18 protein-coding genes are annotated in these 20015 nt (G+C 42.5%); 7 read left to right on the top strand and 11 right to left on the bottom strand.

The features are described from left to right. Window positions 1-37 precede the first annotated feature (37 nt). Genes RMO68_RS06165 through RMO68_RS06140 form a run of 6 tightly spaced genes read left to right on the top strand, consistent with a single transcriptional unit; the run spans window position 38 to window position 7616 of the window. Window positions 38-1225, top strand: coding sequence for a HAMP domain-containing sensor histidine kinase (locus tag RMO68_RS06165; RefSeq protein WP_310439848.1), 1188 nt, complete (start codon window positions 38-40; stop codon window positions 1223-1225). Continuing rightward, complete coding sequence (locus RMO68_RS06160) at window positions 1215-2939, top strand: EAL domain-containing protein (RefSeq protein ID WP_310439847.1); 1725 nt, start codon at window positions 1215-1217, stop codon at window positions 2937-2939. Before RMO68_RS06165 ends, RMO68_RS06160 begins: the two co-directional genes overlap by 11 nt. Window positions 2940-2989: 50 nt before the next feature. Continuing rightward, a complete protein-coding gene (locus RMO68_RS06155; RefSeq protein ID WP_310439846.1) occupies window positions 2990-4177 on the top strand; it encodes a hybrid sensor histidine kinase/response regulator in 1188 nt (395 codons plus the stop codon). Next, window positions 4174-4854: a response regulator transcription factor gene (locus RMO68_RS06150; RefSeq protein WP_310439845.1), complete on the top strand. Its 681-nt coding sequence runs from the start codon at window positions 4174-4176 to the stop codon at window positions 4852-4854. The genes RMO68_RS06155 and RMO68_RS06150 overlap by 4 nt, the downstream gene beginning before the upstream one ends. Further along, on the top strand, window positions 4847-6505 hold the full coding sequence (locus RMO68_RS06145) for an EAL domain-containing protein (protein ID WP_310439844.1): 1659 nt from the start codon (window positions 4847-4849) through the stop codon (window positions 6503-6505). Before RMO68_RS06150 ends, RMO68_RS06145 begins: the two co-directional genes overlap by 8 nt. Further along, window positions 6498-7616, top strand: coding sequence for a HAMP domain-containing sensor histidine kinase (locus RMO68_RS06140; protein ID WP_310439843.1), 1119 nt, complete (start codon window positions 6498-6500; stop codon window positions 7614-7616). Before RMO68_RS06145 ends, RMO68_RS06140 begins: the two co-directional genes overlap by 8 nt. A 7-nt stretch (window positions 7617-7623) precedes the next feature. Here the strand turns inward: RMO68_RS06140 and RMO68_RS06135 are convergent, their stop codons facing one another. The 6 genes from RMO68_RS06135 to RMO68_RS06110 form a co-directional block, all read right to left on the bottom strand. After that, window positions 7624-8844, bottom strand: a complete 1221-nt coding sequence (locus RMO68_RS06135) for an HD-GYP domain-containing protein (RefSeq protein ID WP_310439842.1) — start codon at window positions 8842-8844, stop codon at window positions 7624-7626. Between the two features lie 62 nt (window positions 8845-8906). Continuing rightward, the gene (locus RMO68_RS06130; RefSeq protein WP_310439841.1) at window positions 8907-10343 is read right to left on the bottom strand and encodes a methyl-accepting chemotaxis protein; all 1437 of its coding nucleotides are present in this window, start codon (window positions 10341-10343) and stop codon (window positions 8907-8909) included. Window positions 10344-10476: 133 nt separating this feature from the next. After that, window positions 10477-12480 carry a PAS domain-containing protein gene (locus RMO68_RS06125; RefSeq protein WP_310439840.1) on the bottom strand — a complete coding sequence of 668 codons (2004 nt, stop codon included), beginning with the start codon at window positions 12478-12480 and terminating at the stop codon, window positions 10477-10479. Next, the gene (locus RMO68_RS06120) at window positions 12440-13219 is read right to left on the bottom strand and encodes an MBL fold metallo-hydrolase (RefSeq protein ID WP_310439839.1); all 780 of its coding nucleotides are present in this window, start codon (window positions 13217-13219) and stop codon (window positions 12440-12442) included. Before RMO68_RS06120 ends, RMO68_RS06125 begins: the two co-directional genes overlap by 41 nt. After that, window positions 13209-14726 (bottom strand): response regulator, encoded by a 1518-nt coding sequence (locus RMO68_RS06115; protein ID WP_310439838.1) that lies wholly within the window; start codon window positions 14724-14726, stop codon window positions 13209-13211. Before RMO68_RS06115 ends, RMO68_RS06120 begins: the two co-directional genes overlap by 11 nt. 53 nt (window positions 14727-14779) lie before the next feature. After that, complete coding sequence (locus RMO68_RS06110; RefSeq protein ID WP_310439837.1) at window positions 14780-15040, bottom strand: DUF1294 domain-containing protein; 261 nt, start codon at window positions 15038-15040, stop codon at window positions 14780-14782. Window positions 15041-15100: 60 nt separating this feature from the next. Between RMO68_RS06110 and RMO68_RS06105 the strand changes: the two genes are divergently transcribed. After that, the gene (locus tag RMO68_RS06105) at window positions 15101-15595 is read left to right on the top strand and encodes a histidine phosphatase family protein (RefSeq protein WP_310439836.1); all 495 of its coding nucleotides are present in this window, start codon (window positions 15101-15103) and stop codon (window positions 15593-15595) included. Between the two features lie 42 nt (window positions 15596-15637). Here the strand turns inward: RMO68_RS06105 and RMO68_RS06100 are convergent, their stop codons facing one another. From RMO68_RS06100 to RMO68_RS06080, 5 genes are read right to left on the bottom strand one after another with little or no spacing between them, the layout of a single operon-like run. Then, window positions 15638-16357, bottom strand: a complete 720-nt coding sequence (locus tag RMO68_RS06100) for a nucleotidyl transferase AbiEii/AbiGii toxin family protein (RefSeq protein WP_310439835.1) — start codon at window positions 16355-16357, stop codon at window positions 15638-15640. Continuing rightward, on the bottom strand, window positions 16354-16851 hold the full coding sequence (locus tag RMO68_RS06095) for a hypothetical protein (RefSeq protein WP_310439834.1): 498 nt from the start codon (window positions 16849-16851) through the stop codon (window positions 16354-16356). The genes RMO68_RS06100 and RMO68_RS06095 overlap by 4 nt, the downstream gene beginning before the upstream one ends. 51 nt (window positions 16852-16902) lie before the next feature. Beyond that, window positions 16903-18156 carry a TolC family protein gene (locus RMO68_RS06090; RefSeq protein ID WP_310439833.1) on the bottom strand — a complete coding sequence of 418 codons (1254 nt, stop codon included), beginning with the start codon at window positions 18154-18156 and terminating at the stop codon, window positions 16903-16905. After that, a complete protein-coding gene (locus tag RMO68_RS06085) occupies window positions 18153-19520 on the bottom strand; it encodes an HlyD family type I secretion periplasmic adaptor subunit (protein ID WP_310439832.1) in 1368 nt (455 codons plus the stop codon). The genes RMO68_RS06090 and RMO68_RS06085 overlap by 4 nt, the downstream gene beginning before the upstream one ends. Continuing rightward, window positions 19513-20004, bottom strand: a complete 492-nt coding sequence (locus RMO68_RS06080) for a toxin-activating lysine-acyltransferase (RefSeq protein ID WP_310439831.1) — start codon at window positions 20002-20004, stop codon at window positions 19513-19515. Before RMO68_RS06080 ends, RMO68_RS06085 begins: the two co-directional genes overlap by 8 nt. Window positions 20005-20015: the final 11 nt, after the last annotated feature.

The following is a 20015-nucleotide window of genomic DNA, read 5'->3' as shown; positions in this document are numbered from 1 at the left end:
CAACGTATTTGCAACACTAAATCATTATAGTGTACCTATGAAAACACTGAATGATCCTTTCATCGCGTACGAGTGTGTCAACGCCATCGGCAACTCTCTTAATTTGGATGAAATGCTCACAGAAGTACTTGAAACTTTTGTGCGATGTGCCAAAGCGGAGGGGGGGAAATACCTCGAAAAGAACATACATAATGCAACCTTGGCCCATTCCGGAAAAGAGATTTCCCCGTCTGAATCTTTTGAGTATGAGACCGATTCCTTTTCAATCCATGAAACAAAAGAGGGAAAAATCCTGAACATTCCTGTAAAACAAGGGCATTTTCTTTTTTTATTTACCCCTAAAAGCGATATTGACGCATTCGCAACGTTGTTCTCGGCATTCCGCATCAAACTCTCTAATGCGATTGACGCATGCCTCAGTGTCGAAAAACTGTGCAGTTCAAATCTGAGTCTCTCACAACAGATCGATAAGGAAAAAAATAGGAACCACGCAACCGAAAAACTGATGATTTCGCAATCACGTTTGGCCATTATGGGTGAAATGATCGGAATGATCGCTCACCAATGGCGTCAACCCATTACCCTCATCGGAATGCTGACCAACAATACCCTGTTGGATGTTCAGTTAGGGGATATTAAAGAAAAACAACTCATAAGCGATTTGCAGCTGATAGACAAACAAATCCATTTTCTCTCCCGAACCATCGATGATTTTCGGAACTTTTTTCGTCCGAATAAACTTCCGAAAACCGTTACCTTCGGAGAAATAGGGACAGAGTTGACTACCATAATGGGAAAAAGTTTTCTGAATCGTCGTATCTCCCTTATCTTTGAAGGAGAAGATGATACACCGTTTATTACCTACAAAAATGAGCTTTTGCAAGTTTTTATCAATATTCTGAACAATTCAAAAGATGCTTTTGCCGATCAGCATACCGAGTATCCGGTGATACGGTTTCATTTGGATGAAAATGAGCATTCATTCTTGTTTTTTATCTCCGATAATGCGGGGGGAATTCCACAAACCATTATCGCACGTATTTTTGAACCCTACTTCAGTACGAAAAGTGAAAAAAACGGAACCGGTTTGGGACTCTATATGTCGGCAATCATTGTTGAAAGGCACCTCAAAGGGAGTATTATTGCTTGCAGCGATGAAAAAGGGACTACTTTTGCCATTAAAATTCCGAAAAACAGTCCTACAAAGGGGTACGATGTCTACTAATACCGATCTTTTCGGAACGTCACTCGAAGCGCTGCTTGATATCGGAAAACAACTCAGTGTCCTTTATGTCGAAGACGATCCGTTGATACGAGAAGAGTTTGGTAATCTTTTAAAGCGTTTTTTCGCTCGGGTGGATATGGCAAGCGATGGCGAAAAGGGGTTGCACGCGGCACTACGACACCCGTATGATCTGATTATTAGCGATATCGAAATGCCGTATATGAATGGGCTGAGAATGGTCGAAAAAATCAAAGAGAATCAGCCGACTCAGGCAATCATACTACTCTCGGCGTATGAAGAGTCTCCTATGCTTCTGCGCGGAATAGAGTTAGGGATAGAGGGGTATTTACTAAAGCCCTTACAACCGCAACAAACCCTAGAGCTTCTCTATAAAGTTGCCTCACGTATCCTTTCCAAAAAAGAGAGTATCCATTATAAGAAACATCTCGAAGAGCTGATAGAGATAAAGAACAATGAGTTACTTCAGTTCTACATGATCGATCGTACCACGGGGCTCTATACGCTGGGACAATTTGAGCAGGATATTGTCAATCGCTCCGATGTGTCGCTTGCCTTGTTTAAAATTAACGATTTTAAAAATCTAAACGACTTTTACGGGTATGAAGTCGGCAACTCGATTCTTCGCCAAAGTGCCGATTTCTTACGTGAGATGATTTCCGGTCTCGACGATGCGTCCCTCTACCGTATCAGCGGAACCCATTTTGCCCTTCTGACACCGATGAACAGCTATGATTTGGAACGGTTAGCCCGATTAACCATTTACATGTTTGAAGAGCGTGAAATTCAGGTAGATACCGAATTCATGTATTTGGAGATGACCATCGGTATTGTCGATAAAAGAGATGAAGTCTCTCTTTCCAATGCCGATATTGCCCTCAGAGAGGCTGAACGTTTGGGAAGAGTCGTCGTCTATACCGATGATAAATCAAAAGACAAATTACGCTCGGATAAACTCAAATGCAAAGACGATATCAAACGGGCATTAAAAGAGGATCGTTTTCACCCCTATTATCAGCCGATTATCGACAACCACACCAAAAAAATTATTAAATATGAGGCATTGGCACGTTTGGTAATGCCGGAGGGGGAGATCATCACTCCCGCTTTCTTTTTATCCGTTGCCAAAGAGACAAAAACCTATAACCAGATCAGTCAAATGATTATCCAAAAAGCAATGGATGATTTTAGAGATTCTGAATGTAAAATCAGCATCAACCTCTCCATAAACGATATCAAAAATCCTCTGACTCGCAAGTTTCTTTTCAAAAAAATCGAAGAGTTTCCGGAACCGGAACGTTTAGTCTTTGAACTGCTCGAATCCGAAGGGATCGATTCGTATGATGAACTGGGTCATTTTTTAAACCGTATCAAACACTACGGATGCAAAATCGCAATCGATGATTTCGGGTCGGGATATTCGAATTTTGAACATCTGGCAAAACTGAATATCGATTACATTAAAATCGACGGTTCGCTGATCGTCAATATTGAAAAAGAGTTCCTCTCCCAAACTATCGTTGAAACTATCGCATCGTTTGCTCAGAAAATTAACGTCAAGACGGTCGCTGAATTTGTCGGAAATAAATCGGTTGAATCGATGCTTGTCTCGATGGGAGTCACCGAGTCACAGGGATATCTTTTCGGGCAAGCGATCCCCTATAACCCTTCAATGCGTTTTATCCAATCTCTCTAAGATAAGAGTAGTTAAGCTATAATCATTTAATACAATCAAAAGAGATAGATATGAACAATGCTGTCATCGCATTAAAAGGGCTCGCAAAAGAGAAACGTTTACTCATCGTAGAAGATGATAAAAACGTTTGTGAGAGCCTCAAACGTCTTCTTTCCCATTTTTTTACAACCATCCATACCGCTTTCACTCTCAAAGATGCGCTTGAATCCTACGATGAGCTACAAAAATCATTGCAGCCGTTTATCGTCATCAGTGACATCCATTTGGGAAGCGATAGCGGGATTGATCTGATTCGCCGTATTAAACAAGATGATCCCCACCAAAAAGTCATCGCTATATCCGGTACGGAAGACCGGGAGATTTTTATCGAATCGATCCGCTACGGAGTAGATCGGTTTGTCCTTAAACCTATCGACCAAGACGATCTCTTCAATGCCCTCATCACACTGCTGCAACGGATTAATTATGATCTTGAGCTTGAAGCATCCCGTAAAATGCTCGAAGACTCAAAAGAGTACGCCCTTAAACTCCTTGACGAACAAGATCAGTTCTTAAAAAATGCGATCCATGAGATCCACACACCCCTCTCCGTGATTATTACCAATATCGATCTTCTCCGTATGAACGGGATTGATCATGAGTTTCTTAATGCAATTGAAGCGGGTTCTCGAATCATTCAGCACAGCTATGAAGATATGACTTATCTCATGAAACGAGATCGGGTGCCCGATCACAAAACGACGATTAATCTGGTCGATTTTATTCATGAGCGTGTACGCTATTTCACCTGTATCGCCGAAGTCAACGAACTCTCTCTTGCCCTTCGTACCGGTCAGCCGAATCTTCCCTCAATCCATGTCAATGAGCTGAAACTCTCCCGTTTGATCGATAATACCCTCTCCAATGCAATCAAATACTCCTACCGCCCCAGTGAGATCAACATAACGGTAGGAATTCGCAAAGGGGAACTCTTTTTTGAAGTTCGTAATTACGGGCCGCTGATTCAGGATAAGAAGAAGATTTTTCGCCGCTTTCACCGTGAATCGGATCACAAAGGGGGATACGGCTTAGGGCTCAGCATCGTCGCCCATATTTGTGACGAGGAGGAGATTGAAATCGAGATCTCTTCAACGACTCTGCGGGGGACCTCTTTTCGCTATATCTTCAAAAATGCGACGCTCTTGCAACACAATTCATCTACAATAGTATCACTAAAGCAAAATGGAGTCGATGAATGAGAATCTTGCTTCTGGAAGATGAATTCATGCTGGCACGTTCCATCAGAACCTATCTTCTTGCTCGCGGGCATCTCGTCGATCATTACGATAACGGCCAAGAGGTTTTAGAAGTGATCGAAACACTCGAACACGACTTTTATATTCTCGACATCAACACCCCTCTTGTCGGCGGACTAGAGTGTCTAAAAGTGATCGCGGTGAAATATCCGAAAACTCCTAAAATCATCATCAGCGCCTACCATGACGTAGAATATATTTCCGAGGCATTCTCATCCGGATGCAGTGATTATCTAAAAAAACCGTTTAATCTCAAAGAGCTCGACATACGGATAGCACACCTCACGAGTCAGATACAACCCCCTACGAAAACGGTCTATGATCCGATGATCCACCTTAGCCGGCATTACACGTTCAATAAAGAGAACAACTTTCTTTTTTATGACGGAATCATCCAAAAATTTACAAAACGGGAGCTCTCGCTGATTACTATGTTTGTCAGTAACTTAGGACAGATTATGACCGATGAGAGTATCCGTTCTTTCGTATGGGACGGAGAAGAAGCAGAACCTTCTACCATACGTTCTTTAGTCAATCGAGTAAGAAGCAAACTCAAAGAGGAATTAATTGAAAATATTCGCGGATTCGGCTACACAATGAAAAGGTTAGATCATGCCTAACGAAATCCAAAGACTCAAAGAGGGATCCGAATCGCGTAACGTCTTGATTATCGATGATGATCACGAACTTGCCGAATCGCTCGGACGAATACTCAAAGTCTTTTTTAAAGAGTGCATCATTGCCTCCGACGGTGAAGAAGCCTATAATCTCTTTAATGCAAAACATGAAAAAGGGGAATCTTTTACCGTAGTTATCACCGATTTAGAACTCCCTAAAATGGGCGGATTACGCCTGATAAAACAAATTCGCTCCCTTAGCTCCCAACAACCCATCCTCATTTTATCGGCCCATGATGAAGCTGAATACATGGCCGAAGCAATCCGACTGGATGTTGAGGGGTACCTCATTAAACCCCTTGCCATGCCGAAATTGTTTGAAAGCTTAGAAAAAATTTTCTCCTCAACGACCAAAAATAATACGATCGTATCTTTCGATACCGATCCGGTAACAGGATGGAAAAGCTTTCAAGAACTCGCTAATAAAATCCAGACGTTAGAAACAACCCCGTTCACGTTGCTACGGATCAGAGTCAACCATCTCAATAATATTTTTAAATTTGTCGGGGAGGTCTTTGCCAATGAATACATCACAGAGCTTTCCGCCCTTTTACAAAGTATGTCTGTCGATACGGGAGGGGAATTTTACCGAATCGGAAACGATGAGTTTTGTCTCGTCTTGGAAGATAAAGTGATAGAGTTAGCGAGCACCATCGCTTCGAGTATGATCTCCGTCGCACGATATTTTCACACTTCGGAAAAAGGGATTGTCCTAAATTCCAGTCTCTCTATCGGTATTGCGTATGGAAAAGAGCAGATATTGCTTAACTCGAAATTGGCACTTGAAAAAGTACCCGATCGTATCGGCGGCGGATACAGCGTTTATACCCTAAGCGATCAAGATGAAACCTCCGCATTGGTTAAAAGCCGAGAAATTCTCCGAATGATATTTGATGCGCTGCATGAAGAGAACATTGTCCCGTTTTTTCAACCGATACGCCATACAGAGAGTCTCGAAATTTTTGCGTATGAGAGCATTGTTAAAATTCGAAAAGAGGGAAAACTATACGGCCCTGAAACCTTTTCATCGCTTGCCATCGATATGGGTCAGGTAGGGATGATTACCCGTTCGATGATACGGCATACGTTTGAACTCATCCACACCTTGCCTTCTCAAAAGCCGGTTATCCTAACCTTGAGTGATTTTGAACTCAACGATGAATCTATCTTCTCCTATATTCAGTTTTGGGCCTCTCGTAATAATATCATCCCTTCAAATATATGCTTTCACATCGCCGACGGAATCAAAATTCTCCAAAATAAAGTCCTTTTTGAGTATGTCCAATCCCTCCAAAAAAGTGGATTTAAAATTATGATAAGTGATTTCGGAATAGGTGAATGCAGTCTTCCGGTTATTCTGGATCTCCATCCTGATTTCATCAAATTCCATCCTGATATTGTTAAAAAAGGGTTGAAAGAACCCTATTTCGGATCGGTCATTGCAAAAACAGTAGAGATAATCCATATGACAGATGCTCAGGCTATCGCTCCGGAAATAACACAGGAAAAAGAGTTGCAATGGCTTAAAGAAGCAAAAATAGACGCTTTCGAAGGGGCCTTTGCCGGAGAAATATTTGAGGTGAACCGTGCATAATCAACTACCGCTTTTACTCCATTTGCAAGATACCGCTTCGCACTTTGTTCCTAACGATCATCTCCGCTCTTATTTTTCTGTTGAATCTCACCTCTTTGATCCGTTGCTGCTCGCTTCTGAAGAGCTCATAGGGGTTGTTTTAGAAACCGAAACTTTTGAAAAACATCATTTAGAGAGTTTTCAAACGCTCCATTCTCTCGGAAAAAAAATGGTCCTGATTCTTATCTGTGGAGGGGGAAAAGAAGAGTATATCCGTTCGGTTGCACTGATAACCCAATGTGTCACTTTTCCTCTTTTGCAAAATGGATCGGATTCTCTGTGTGAAATGATCTTGCCGATGCTCCGCGAACACGTTGATACACTACGCTATCAAGAGGCGTTAAAAATGCGTTCCCACCGTTCAGGTTCTGTTGATTCTCTCAACGTGGTCGCCCACCAATGGCGTCAACCGCTCAATCTTATCAGTATGGAAGCCATCAATCTCTCGATTCAATCTACCCTTGAGCCCTCCGTCCCCTCCGCATCCATTCAAAAAAGTACCCAAATGATCTCAGAACAATCTCAGCGGATGGCGGAGATCCTAAAAAGTGTTCTCAATATGGGCAAAACGCATCGGGGCAAAGAGCCGTTTTCCATTAACGCCATGCTGGATCGGGTTAAACTTTTTTTTGCCGATCAGCTCCAATTTGAAAGGATTGATTGCCGACTCATCGGACTGGAAGAGGATAAATTTCTCCACGGCTATTCAACCGACTTTGAAGAGGTTCTGGTGAATCTCATTGCCAACGCCAAAGATGCTTTTAAAACTATGGCGCTCGATTATCCCAAAAGCATCACGCTTGAAGCCAAAAGTGATGAAGCTTCCATACAGTTTATCCTCAAAGATAACGCAGGCGGGGTTCCTGAATCGATACGAGAAAAAATATTCGAACCCCATTTTTCGACAAAGGGACAGGGCGAAGGGTTTGGAATCGGTCTGCATATCGCACGGCTTATTGTCACACAGGAATTTAAAGGGAACCTTTCTCTGAACGTATCCGGTAATGAGACGACGTTTACCATTACGATACCGCGCCATGATACCAGCCAGCTTAAATTTATTTATTCGTAGAAATATATTAAAACTTTTCGGCATACATGGCTCGCGTGTAACAGGTATTTAGATTTTGTTGCACCAATTCGACAACCGCATCATCAAGCTTTAGATTGCGCATCGTGTTGAGGATTTCTAAAGCCTCCTGCGCATGCAAACCGACCCGATAGGGGCGATCTTGTACCAACGCCTGAAAGATATCGGCTACCGCTAAAATTCTCGCTTCTATAGGGATCTTATCCGCCATTAGATGGTAAGGGTAACCTTGCGCGTCTAATGTCTCATGGTGCATCGATGCGATCTTGGCAATCTCATGGAATCCTTTAATTTTACGCAGAATAACATTGGAATCAAATCCGTGCCGATTCATTTGTGCCCTCTCTTCATCATCCAACGGCCCCGCTTTATGCAAAATAGCATCCGCTACCCGAAGTTTCCCCAAATCATGGAAAAATGCCGAAAGCTCTACCGTCTCCTGCTCTTTTTCCGACAATCCGTACAAACCTGCGAGATAGCGAGCCAGTATGGCAACGCCATAGGTATGTTTAGCGGTAAACGGGCTTTTTGCATCGACAATCTCCGCAAACATCATGGCAATATTTTTCAGCTCTTGAAACGCTACATCCGATGAATCGGATTGGATGATCCAATCATCATAATACCCTTCCAGTGATTCGGGATCGAGATAATACCAAAATGAGTCTACCTGAGATACTTCGTTAAAAGCTTCCACAAACTTAGGTGAAAACATCTCCCCCTCATATTTTTGAATCGTCTCCCTGACTTTTCCTTTCTCCTGCAGCGTTGTTGATCCTAGCTGAACTCTCAGCGCATCTACCCGATCGGTCAAATAGATTAGATTAGCTTCTTCTTTTGTCTGCAAATTGAGCGTCTGAGGAAGCTGATTCCAATGGGTATGATGATATAAAATCACCTCGGCGTAATCTTCATACAAAGGGACTTTTCGAAGGAGAAAGGCACCTCTAACACAATGCACTTGAGAATTATCCCAATCGAGTTCACTCACAAGATGATGATGCACATCGGTTGACGAGACGCCGCAATCATGCAACATCCCCATAAGGATCAAACGATCAATCCGATCCTTCGACCATCCTAACCTTTTCGCGACTTCGGCAGACATATATCCGACCCGCTTGCCGTGCATCGTATCATCGATCCCAACAAAATCGAGTGCTTCCGAGAGAGCGTACGTCACTTCTCTAAGATTTAACACATATCCCATTCTAAAACCTTTTATTACTCTTTTAATATCATATCCGATTGAAAATATATTTATACAAAAATTTAACGACACAACTGCACCGGAGCTTCATTCAACATTGAATCTAGTTGTCTAAACAACTCCTCCGAAGAGTTTTCCATACGTCTAAACTGCTCCGTAATCACATCACACTTTTCACCTAAAAATGCAATATCCGTAATCGTCTCTTTAATCTCACCGATAATCGAATGGATCTCTTTATGCGGTTTCATAATTTTATGATAGGAAGAGACCCCTTCTATATCTTTTTTACCTTCACCCTTTTCATCCCATAGCCCAATACGACCGTTATGATGATTCAAAAAATCCTCATCGATTGAGCGGGTATAGACGGCATTATACGCCGACCCTTTCAGGAGCATATGGTCGATCTTAGCCAAAATAACAAATGCAGTGGATTCAATATCCCGTACGACTGAAGCGGTTTGGAGGGCATCGGTATTAAACAGATGAATCGTCTCATTAAAATTTTGGATCATGGCGCTGGAGCGAACGGCAATATTATTTATCGATTCCGAACCTGACTGGATTGCGATCGTATCCTCTTGAAGCGTCCGAATCGCAATCGATATTTCACCCGTTGCACTTTGCGTTTTTTCGGCAAGTTTTCGCACCTCATCCGCAACGACGGCAAACCCTCTCCCCTGCTCACCCGCACGTGCCGCTTCGATTGCCGCATTCAAAGCCAAGAGATTGGTTTGTTTTGCGATGTCTTCGATAATATTCACAACCGAGTTAATATCCCCCGCACGCAGAGTAAAGGTATTGATCGCCTCATTCGAATCTTGAACCAATTCACTCAAATTCAAAAGATTTTGGGATACCTCTTCGATCTCATTGACCGTCGTAGAAGATTGCGCGGCCGTACTGGTAGAGATTGACGCGATATCGGAGAGATTGCTCAAAGTAGTAACCAAATCTTTTTGGATAACGTCCAAACCGTTGGTAGAGCGGCTTATTTCAGCCAGCTTACCGTCAAGCTCAGAGAGCTTAAGCGCTTCATGACTCCTTTTCATTTTGGAGACATTCAAATTTATCGATTCGGCAGAGCGTTTAAATGCCCCTTTCAAACCCGAAACCTGTACCATTCGATAGTAATGATCTTGGCTCAATGCCTCGATGACGGCATACGTATCACGCATATAAACCTCGAGCTGATCGATCATATTATTCGTATTAAGACACAATGCCCGTAATTCGCCATGCTCATCGATCCTAATAATCCGTGACTCCATGTCCCCTTGTTCGATCTCTTTCATCGTTTCGGCAATAGCGTGAATCGTTGATTGTACTTTACGTATATTGATAAAAATAGCCCATGCGATTGCAAAATTAATTAGATTTAAAAGTCGTATCCAGTCAAAACCGATGGTAATGACTTCAATAACCAGTGCGATTGCAAAAACAATGATAGATACGATATTGAGATACTGGAGTTTAGCGAGTGAAGATAGCTTCATTTATAAAGACCTTCTCTTCAAATACTTTTCGATAGCGCTTTCGATTTACTCTACACATAATGTCTCACTTTTAATTTTGAATAACAAAATTATGCATTAATAGTGTTGCATTTGTGTGGCAATTTTCTAAAGACTACCCCTCTTTCGCCAAAAGCCGTATTGTAAAACAGACTCCGTTTTCACTGTTTTCGACGCTGATTTTCCCGCTCAAATGTTTTTCTATAATTGTTTTGGACATATATAGCCCTAAACCCGTACCCGTTTTTTCATCTTTTGTGGAGAAATAAGGGTCGAAAATATGGGGCATCACGTCGATAGGTATCGTTCCCCCGTTATTGCATAATCGGGTCACCACGTACCCCTTATCATCGAAAACATGGATAGTTATCCTCTTATTTTGCACCTGATTGCTCACCAACGCCTCTTTGGCATTGTTCACAATATTGATAATCACCTGAAGCAGTTCGCGTGAATAAATCTCAACGACGATCTCGGATTCATTCACAATCTCCAAAGCAATACCGTTATTGTGCAAACTCGCACCGATCATCGCTTCGGCTTCTCTAATAATGTCGATGATTCGAGTGGTATCTTTCTCTTTGTCTGGACGTAAAAAATTGCGAAAGACATCGATGGTTTGAGAGAGATAGCTGATATGCGACAATATCTCATTTCCATTTTTTTTGCACTGATCGGGATCGAGTCCGTCGAGATCGAGATCAATCAGGAAGTTGTTAATTGCCATCGATATCGTACTCAGGGGTTGACGCCACTGATGAGCAATCATACCGATCATCTCTCCCATTGCGGCATGGCGCGATTGGGCAATCATCATATCTTGGGTATTGCGTATCTCCTCTAACATCTGCTGATGCTGCGTAATATCGGTATGAAACCCGACCATACGGATCGGCTTATTGGTCTCATCAAAAATGACTTGTCCCCGATCCAGATTCCAGATATAGTGCCCCTCTTTGTGACGTAACCGATGAATATTCTCGTACGCAACTCCGGGGCTAGCGAGACTCGCTTCGATTGCACGAATAGCCTCATCCAAATCATCGGGATGAACAAGTGCATTCCATGTTTCTAAATGGTTCGTAAGCTCTTCGTCACGGTATCCCAGCATCATTTTCCATCGAGGTGAAAAATAGACCTCATTGGTGAGAAGATTCCAGTCCCACAAACCGTCACGTGATCCGTTGATGGCCAAATCAAACCGTTCTCTGGCACTTTCAAGTTCGGTAATATCATTGAGAATCATCACGTAACCCGAAAATTTTCCGCTTACATCATCCAAAGGGCGTATAAAAACATCATAAATGCTCCGTATTCCTTCATGCCCTTTTTTTTCATAGGTAAAACGGTAGTTCTCCCGCTCCCCTAAATCACCCATAGCATCAAATATCCACTCAGGAGTCGATATCGTTTTGTTTTTCATGTAGTAATAATGGCCGCTGGATTGTTTTTGATCAAATAGCACTTCACTCGCACTTTGGTTATAGTTGGTGATCACCCCAAACGAGTCGAGTAAAATAGCACCCGAAGAGAACGAATCGAAAACGGTCAAATAGAGGTTTTTTTCATTCGTTAGATGACGATTTTTCTCAGAAAGCTCAAAAATTTGTTCTTCCGAGCTTCGTCCATGCCATTCGATGGAATAAGCAATTTCTACGCGGTCAAAAAATTGTTTGACATACTCATAATAAAACTTCGGATCCTCAAATAGCTCTTTGTTTTCTTCGATCAAATCATGATAAGTTTGGCGATAGTATTTGAACAATGAAATAAACATCGCAAAATTGACCCCTCGGCTACGGTGACGCTGTGCTTCGAGAAGTCCAAACGCGGATGCGGGATCATCGTTGTAATGATCATCAGGCCCCAATGCCGGAGGGACAGGATGCGACTGCATCAACAGCTCCAGAGAATCGGTTAATCCTACGATAGAAATTTTCCATGCTTCGAGCAGCGTTGAGGTGTACTTCGTATAGTTATGTTGTTTTGCGTAGGTGAGGATCCGCTCCATTAACCACGTTTCATTTTCCCTTAGCCATGAGATAAAGAGAGAGTTTGAGTCAATCCGATGATCGTTCTCAGTTACTCTCATGATTGCCACACCCATAAAGTGCTTCACACTGTTCCGCTCCCCCTTCGACACGCTCAAACCATTCTAAAAAATATTTGACGTTTTGATCATGAAAGAGTGACCCGTGCTGAGGAGCGATGGTGGCTACATCATAGCGGCGGACACACTCGACCCATGCACGGCAAAAACGGTTCGATGCCATATAACGACTGTGAAACCCTTCCAAAAACGCTCTATGTTCCTCGAAATTATCTACCTTTTTGTTAAGGTTTTGAGGAGAGGCGATCGCCGCACCGATATCACCCGAAAAAAGGATTTTAGATCGACTGTCATAGAGTGAAAAATTACCGGGAGAGTGTAAAAAATGGGCGGGGATAAATCTCAGATAATCACTCCCGAACGAAATTTGTCCGCCGTGGTCTTCAAGCCCTATAATCCGATCCATATCCATCAGACCGTAATGTCCCATAAACCTGACCCAAAGTTGTGAGATGATGAGCTTTGCCGACGTGGCGACACTCCATTGATCGATAGCACCCGCCACATCGGGATCTTGATGGGAGAAAAATATGTATTTGATATGCGAAGGATCGATATGGCGGGAAATCGCATCGTAAAGCTCGCTGAATATAGCTCTGCTCCCCGGATCGATAAGTACCGCACTGCCGTTTTGTATGATCAAAAACTGATTCACCGATAACGAGTACGCTTCATGTTCTTCATCTTCGAGACTAAACATAATGCATTTGTGGTGAGCATCATCAAAAAGAAGCGTTTCATTTTTCATATTGTATTCCTTTAAATTCGCGGATTAATGTCATTTGCCGTTTTGCGATATAGTCGATCATATTTTTATGCCCCTGAGGATTCAAATCGTAAATAAAAACAACTTCAAAACGGTGATTCATCTCATTGATACGAAAAACCTCCGCTGAAGTATTGATAATCAGCGGACGCATATCGCCGGTGATAACGATGTCTAAAATAACAGTGTGTTTCTCCATAAATCCGGCGGGGAGAGAGGGAAACTGGATCCTCATCCCCCGAAGCGAAACGTCCATAATCTCCAAATCGACTTCAAATTTTCGCTCTTCATACAGCACCGTTACGGTTATATTGTTATCAGGGGTAACCCGTATCGCCTCTCTCCGCGTCGGAGAGGTCTGAACCAGACGATAATGATCAAAAACAACACTTTGATCGTCAAAATCGATCCGTTTAATCCCCTCCGCCAAAATCGCCATCGGAAAAAGCTCGGAGGTGAGATAAAAAATATTTTCATGCTGCATCGCTTTGAGCTGAACATAAGGAGCTTTGAGAGTGATCTTCTTTTTATCGATACCTATGACCAACCCGTCATTGGTAATATTCAGCCCTTTATAGAGGTTATGCACTTTGAGCTTTGCACCGCCGCGCATCGCCATTTCGATCAGCGCACGTACCGTTTTTTCATCTTTGACGATACTCTCCCGCTCTACCGCATTGCTATCATAGAGGTTCAGCAATCCCAGTTCGGTCACATCGTTCAGTGAGAGGACGGCATACCCCTCTTTCTCGGGTACACTCTGAAACGTGAGGATAAAATGGTGCGAAATATCCTGTGAATCTGCGATTTTAACATTAAACACTCTTCCCGGATGGGAAGAGATATGTTCGAACCATTGCATTGATTCATGATCGTAAACAAAACTTTTATGTTCAAGGAGAATTTCACCGAACGAATGAAACCGCTTCCGAAGTGCCTCGATACTGGGAACATTAAAAAAATCGAGACAAGGCTGATTGGCGATCACCACATTACGCTCATGCAAAAGCAAAACCAGATTATTTTGATAGTTAAACACGGCATGGAGATTGGCATTAAAAATTTTGCGATGAAACGATTCGGTGAGGATACTAACACATCGGGTAAAGGTGTCGACGAGCGTATCGATTTTTAGCGGTTTGGTAAGATAATCAAAAATACCTATTTTGATAGATTGATGGAGAAACTCGAGTTCGTCATGCGCCGTTGTAATGATGATGATGCTATCCGAATCGATCTCATGGATGGCTTCGGACATCTTCAACCCGTCCATTTTAGGCATATTAATATCGGTAATGATGATTTGAGGACGATGCTGTTGGAAAAGCCTTAGCCCCTCTTCTCCATCATACGCAGAGATGACGTTATCGAAAAACTTTTTAAATAGAATGGTTGCTTGGGTATTTAATCCCTCATTATCTTCCACGTAAAGCAGAGAATAAGAGTGCAAACTGGCGCGCAGCTGTTTGAGCACATTCGGATCACCCATCTTCTATCCTTTATTCAGTGATATAGAGTACAGAAGATCACTTAAAATCGATCTTAAATTTTCATAAAAAAAACTCCGAAAACAAGGAGATGCACTACCAATATCACCGATAGAACCCCTTTGAACTTTTGCGTTTTATGGTTAAAAAGTTTTTGCCCTGCAAGAGCGCCGACACTTCCGCCGAAAATAGTGAGAAGGAGGAGTCTGTTTTCACTAATACGCCGCTTTTTATGGATTGAGAGATATTTATCTATCCCGAAGGTTACAAAAGAGAGGAGGTTCAAAATAATGAGTATTGCAATGAGGTAATTCATATAGAGTATTATACGGAGATAATGATCGTTTTTTACCTTTCACACTAGGAGCTTATCGATATGAAAACACTCTACCTTATCCGTCACGCCAAATCAGACTGGAGCGATGCGTCATTGAGCGATTATGATCGCCCCTTGAACAAACGGGGAGCTAATGATGCCCCGCTGATGGGTTCGATACTTTTAAAGAGCGGCATCCGCCCCGATTTCATCCTCTCCAGCCCTGCCCTGCGTGCTAAAACCACCGCGATAGCTATTGCCCAAGCCCTTTCTTATCCGCCGGGTTCTATCCGCTACGATCATGCGCTCTATGCCTCTGACGTTGAGACGATCCTCTCCATTATCCGAGACGTATCCGTGAGTATCGATACCCTTTTTCTCTTCGGGCATAATCCTGAACTTACCGAATGTGCCAATTACATCTCAGGCGGCGATATCGACGACATTCCTACCTGCGGTGTAGTGGCGATGCGGTTGAAAAATGATAGTTGGGAGAGTATAGGGGCGAATTCAGCCAAAATAAGCGGGTTTGATTTTCCGAAGAAATATCGGTGATATGTTTTTTGGGGGTCATTCCATCATAATCTTTTTTGCGGTTTATTCAAAGAAACTGCCCAGTATTTTATCTACTTCTAAAAGATCTTGTTTCAAAGAGGTATCAAGTCGATCAAAAAGTTTTTTTCTCAATGATTCAAATGTCGGCGGTTCTCTATTATCGGTGAAGTATAAGCTTTCATCATCCTTTTGCTCTTTCATCGTATCGATACGATCGAGGACCCATGTCTCGTCTTTTTGTTTATAGTCATACACGGCCGCAAATAAATCATTTTCAGAGAGTATTCCTCTCTCAAGTATTTCCGATACATCATAAAGATCACGGATTTTTATACGGTCCATCAACGCTTTTACTTTCATCTTTGAGACATCAATGAGATTCAAAATGTTTACATGACTCCCGTTGTATTCGGTAAGTTCACCACTTAGGCACATTTGAGAAAACGGATCTTCCGGGAAAAAAAATTCCACCTTGACCCCGTCGATCATATAACGCATAAAGCGGGTATCAAAATCGATGCCGGAATTAATGGTGAATGCTGATGCTTTTGGATCCGGGATAAAACTGCCTTGATATCTCATCGCAAATGATTTAATATCAAAGACTGGGAGCGGTGATGTAAAAGCGAAATCGAGATCTTCGGATATTCGGTGCTCTATGTGATAACTCAGCGCAGTACCGCCGACGAACCGAAATGCATGCTTTTGAAACAATGGATCATTCTTAATCTTTTCAAGCAATAACTTGGCAGCATTGGTCATCGGATAGTTCGCATTGAGTAGTTTACCATCCGAACGACCGTCTGGTATTCAGGCAATACCGGAAGTTTACTTTTTGGTATACCGAATTCTTCAAGAACGGCTTGATAAACAGCTTTGGCGATCAATAGTACACGTCTACTACCGAACAAACGAACCAGTAGATGCATGTCATGCAAATTCGGAGATTTAACATATGTACTTATAACCCCATCGATATTTCGTACTTTATCAATCGGAGAACTCCAAAAAAGATTATGTCTGAACATTGAAATTTGGAAAAAGAACTCTTTTTGTGTCTCCGGAATTAAAACGTTTTTGTCCCGATAATTACCGCGTCTACTGCGTCGGATGATACTTACGGCGTTTGATATTGCTTCGGCATTTACCGTGGTGACGTTCCCGCCCGCTGCATATCGTTTAATTGTGCGCGTGCTTACTCCACTGGTTACGGCAAGCTCATCAAAGGTGATGTCTTTAGGTTTTGTGAAACGCATTTTGTGCCACTCTTTCTATTGTGTCATTTATGGCACTATTATAGCATGTTATCAAATATTTTGTATCATCAACTGACCCGTTAAATCCAACAAGCCGACCTCATTAACCATCATATCGTGATGAGAAATGTTTAATTCACTCTCAACACTTTTCATCTTGAGTTTAGCTTCCATAATGTCAAGTTGATTTTTAATCCCCTTTTCATATCCACTTTGAACCGATTGTAGGAATAGTTTCGAAGAGTCCAATGCTTGTTTAAGCACTTCAATCGATTCGTACAACGATTCACGTTGTGTCCATAACTCTTCAAACTTATCTTGAATTTGTAGTTGTGCTAATTCTTCATTGGATTCAGCAGCATTAAGTAGTAAGATGGCTTCTTGAACTCTCGAAGAGGTATATCCCCCTTGATAGATTGGGAATGAAAGTTGAATGAAGGCCTTATTGTCATATTTATGCGCTACGGGGTCATTGGTATAATTTTGACTACGCCCTAAACTCAAATCGGCTTTAGGGTAATGATCATAACGGCGAATTGCTACTTCATCTTCAGCCGCTTTTTTTGATAAACGGGCAATTCTGACATCTTTATTTTCATGGAGTCTGCTCATCCACTCCTCTTTAGACATAGAAAAGCCTTTATCGCTTTTGAGCGGAACGATGGAATCGAATTTCGCTTTGCACAGACGTTCCAGTTTGTTTTGTAGTGTCCAATACTCTCGTTTTTTAGCGAATAAATCAATCAGGGCTTTCTCTTTGTTCACTTTAGCTTCGATCAATTCAACACTATTGGACAAACCCATTGCAATCATCTCAGAGCTTTTGCGGAACTTTGTGTCATAGAACTCTTTTTGAAACTGTAATTTATCCATATTGGCTTGCGCTTGTAGCATTTGCATATAAGTCTTAATGACATCGACTCCTACCTGCTGAGCCTGTTTTTCGAGTTCCGTAGTGGAAGTATCGTACCTCGTTTGCATTTGATCAACTGCACGCCATAATTCGGGACGATACAACGGTTGAATTAGAGAAAGTGAGTAGGTTTTGTACACTTCAGATGTTTCTGTACCGTTGTAATACGTTTCGTACTCATATTTTCCCCCCGAGGCACTGATATCCACTTTTGGTAAAAGTCGTGATTGCGTCTGCCGAACATTCTCTTCGACCGCTTGAGTTTTAAATTTCTCGACACGATAACCCGGATGATTCATCAATGCGAGTTCATATGCCTTTTCCAATGTCAACACACTATCAGCAAAAACGCTGATACTGCACACTAATAATAAAAACAAATAGCGACTCATCGTTCACGCCCCGATTCTTGCCACGCTTTTTGTACAGGTGAGAGAAGATATTCCATAACCGTTCTACGCCCCAAATGGATTTCTGCAATCGTCTGCATCCCCGAAGTTAGTTTGAGCCGATTACCGTCTACTTCCAATTCTTGGATAGTTAATTGAATCAGTGCTTTATAGGTCATTGTAGCTGGTGCTGCTGCTGGATTAGAAGTATCCTGGGGAGATTGCTGAGCTGATTGAATCGCATCGGCACCGACATGGATAACTTCACCCTCAATCATCCCATATTTTTGGAATGGATAAGCTACCAGTTTGACTTTTACTTTTTGTCCTGGACGTACAAATCCGACATCTTCGTTTTTGATCATCACTTCGACTTGAAGAGGATCATTATGCGGAACCAAGGACATTAACACGGTCCCAGGAGATACAACGGAGCCTTGCGTGTGGGTCGCCAAATCTTTTACGATTCCGCTTTGAGGTGCTTTGAGTTCCAATAGAGAACTTTTATAAATGTTTTTACCCCATTCTTGTACCAAACGTTTATACTGTGATTGAGTATCGGAACGTTCATTTTCAAGTTGGCTTTTATCATTTGATGAGAGTTGTGCCAACCGCTTACGGGAAGCTTCTACCGCTGATCTCAATCCTGAAACCGTTGATTTTTGAGCTTGATAATCTTGCTCTTTTTCGATTTTCTCTCGCTCTTTATCATCCGCTTCGATACGACTGATGTATCCATCATTGGAGAGTTTTCTGTACGATTCGGCATTGCGGCGATACATCGGCAATGTTTTATCAAGTTTGCTTAATACTTCTTGAGCCGCAGATAGATCATGCTCCGTTTTTTTAAGCATTTGCATCTCTTGAGCGATTGCATCGTGATATGCTTGGCGGTGCGCTGTGTATTGCTGCTGCGTCTGAAGATACAAATCATCAGGATCTTCGCTACTTTTTTGCAACCCTCCCGTACCTAGCTCTGCATCGATTCGGCGTAGTTGAAGCGAACGAAGATGCATCTCCCCCTCGACACTTCGAGTATCGGATAACATAGCCGTGCCATCCATCCGCATCAATACGTCGCCTTCTTTAACCGATTGTCCTTCATATACGAGAATCTCTTTAATGATTCCCCCCTCGGCAGGTTGAACGATCTTTACATACGATTTGGGGATAAGACGCCCTTCAGCAGTCGCGACAATGTCGAGCTTGCCGAAAATCGCCCATCCAAGTAAAATGAAAAATAGAACAATAACCAGATAAAGAATGGTTTTTGGAAGCTTACTGGGTGGACTCTCCTGAATTGCCAGTAGTCCCGGAGCGAATTCAATCGCTTCAGGAGTCATTGTAGAGATACGTGATTCAGCCATTCGATACAGCATCCTTGAGTGGTACATCCCAGCTCATTAGCTGAAGCGGAGGATTGGCACCAGGCACGGGAGCAAATCCGTGTACCCGTTGACCGGGAAATAAACTGAGCGCTTCATTGATTGTCTCTTCACTCTGACCAAATGGGGTAACGATGTCGATCAGCCAAATATTTTCTCCCCCTTGCCATTCGTGCGGAGCGATTTTAGGGGTTCCAGAGAGGAGCCGATTATGTACATCGTCACTCACTTTTGCCCATGTGACGAAAGCAAACGGGATTTGACTTCGGGTATATAGGCGGCATTGATCGAGAATGATCGGAGGCATGATAGTAAAATCGGTTTCAGCGATAAACGTAAATTTTCGGATCGGATCTTTGGCATAAAGCCATATCGCCGGTCCTAAAATCGGCAGCTTGGCTAGTGCCTGCTGCGAATGAGCTAAATCTTCTTCGTTAAAAACGTGCGGCTTTGTTTCGTTAGGCATTATCTTCCTTT

It is taken from the genome of Sulfuricurvum sp. (genome assembly GCF_031427015.1).
Classification (GTDB): domain Bacteria; phylum Campylobacterota; class Campylobacteria; order Campylobacterales; family Sulfurimonadaceae; genus Sulfuricurvum.
The sequence above is the reverse complement of the archived record's forward strand: the minus strand, read 5'-3'. Positions and strand labels throughout refer to the sequence as shown.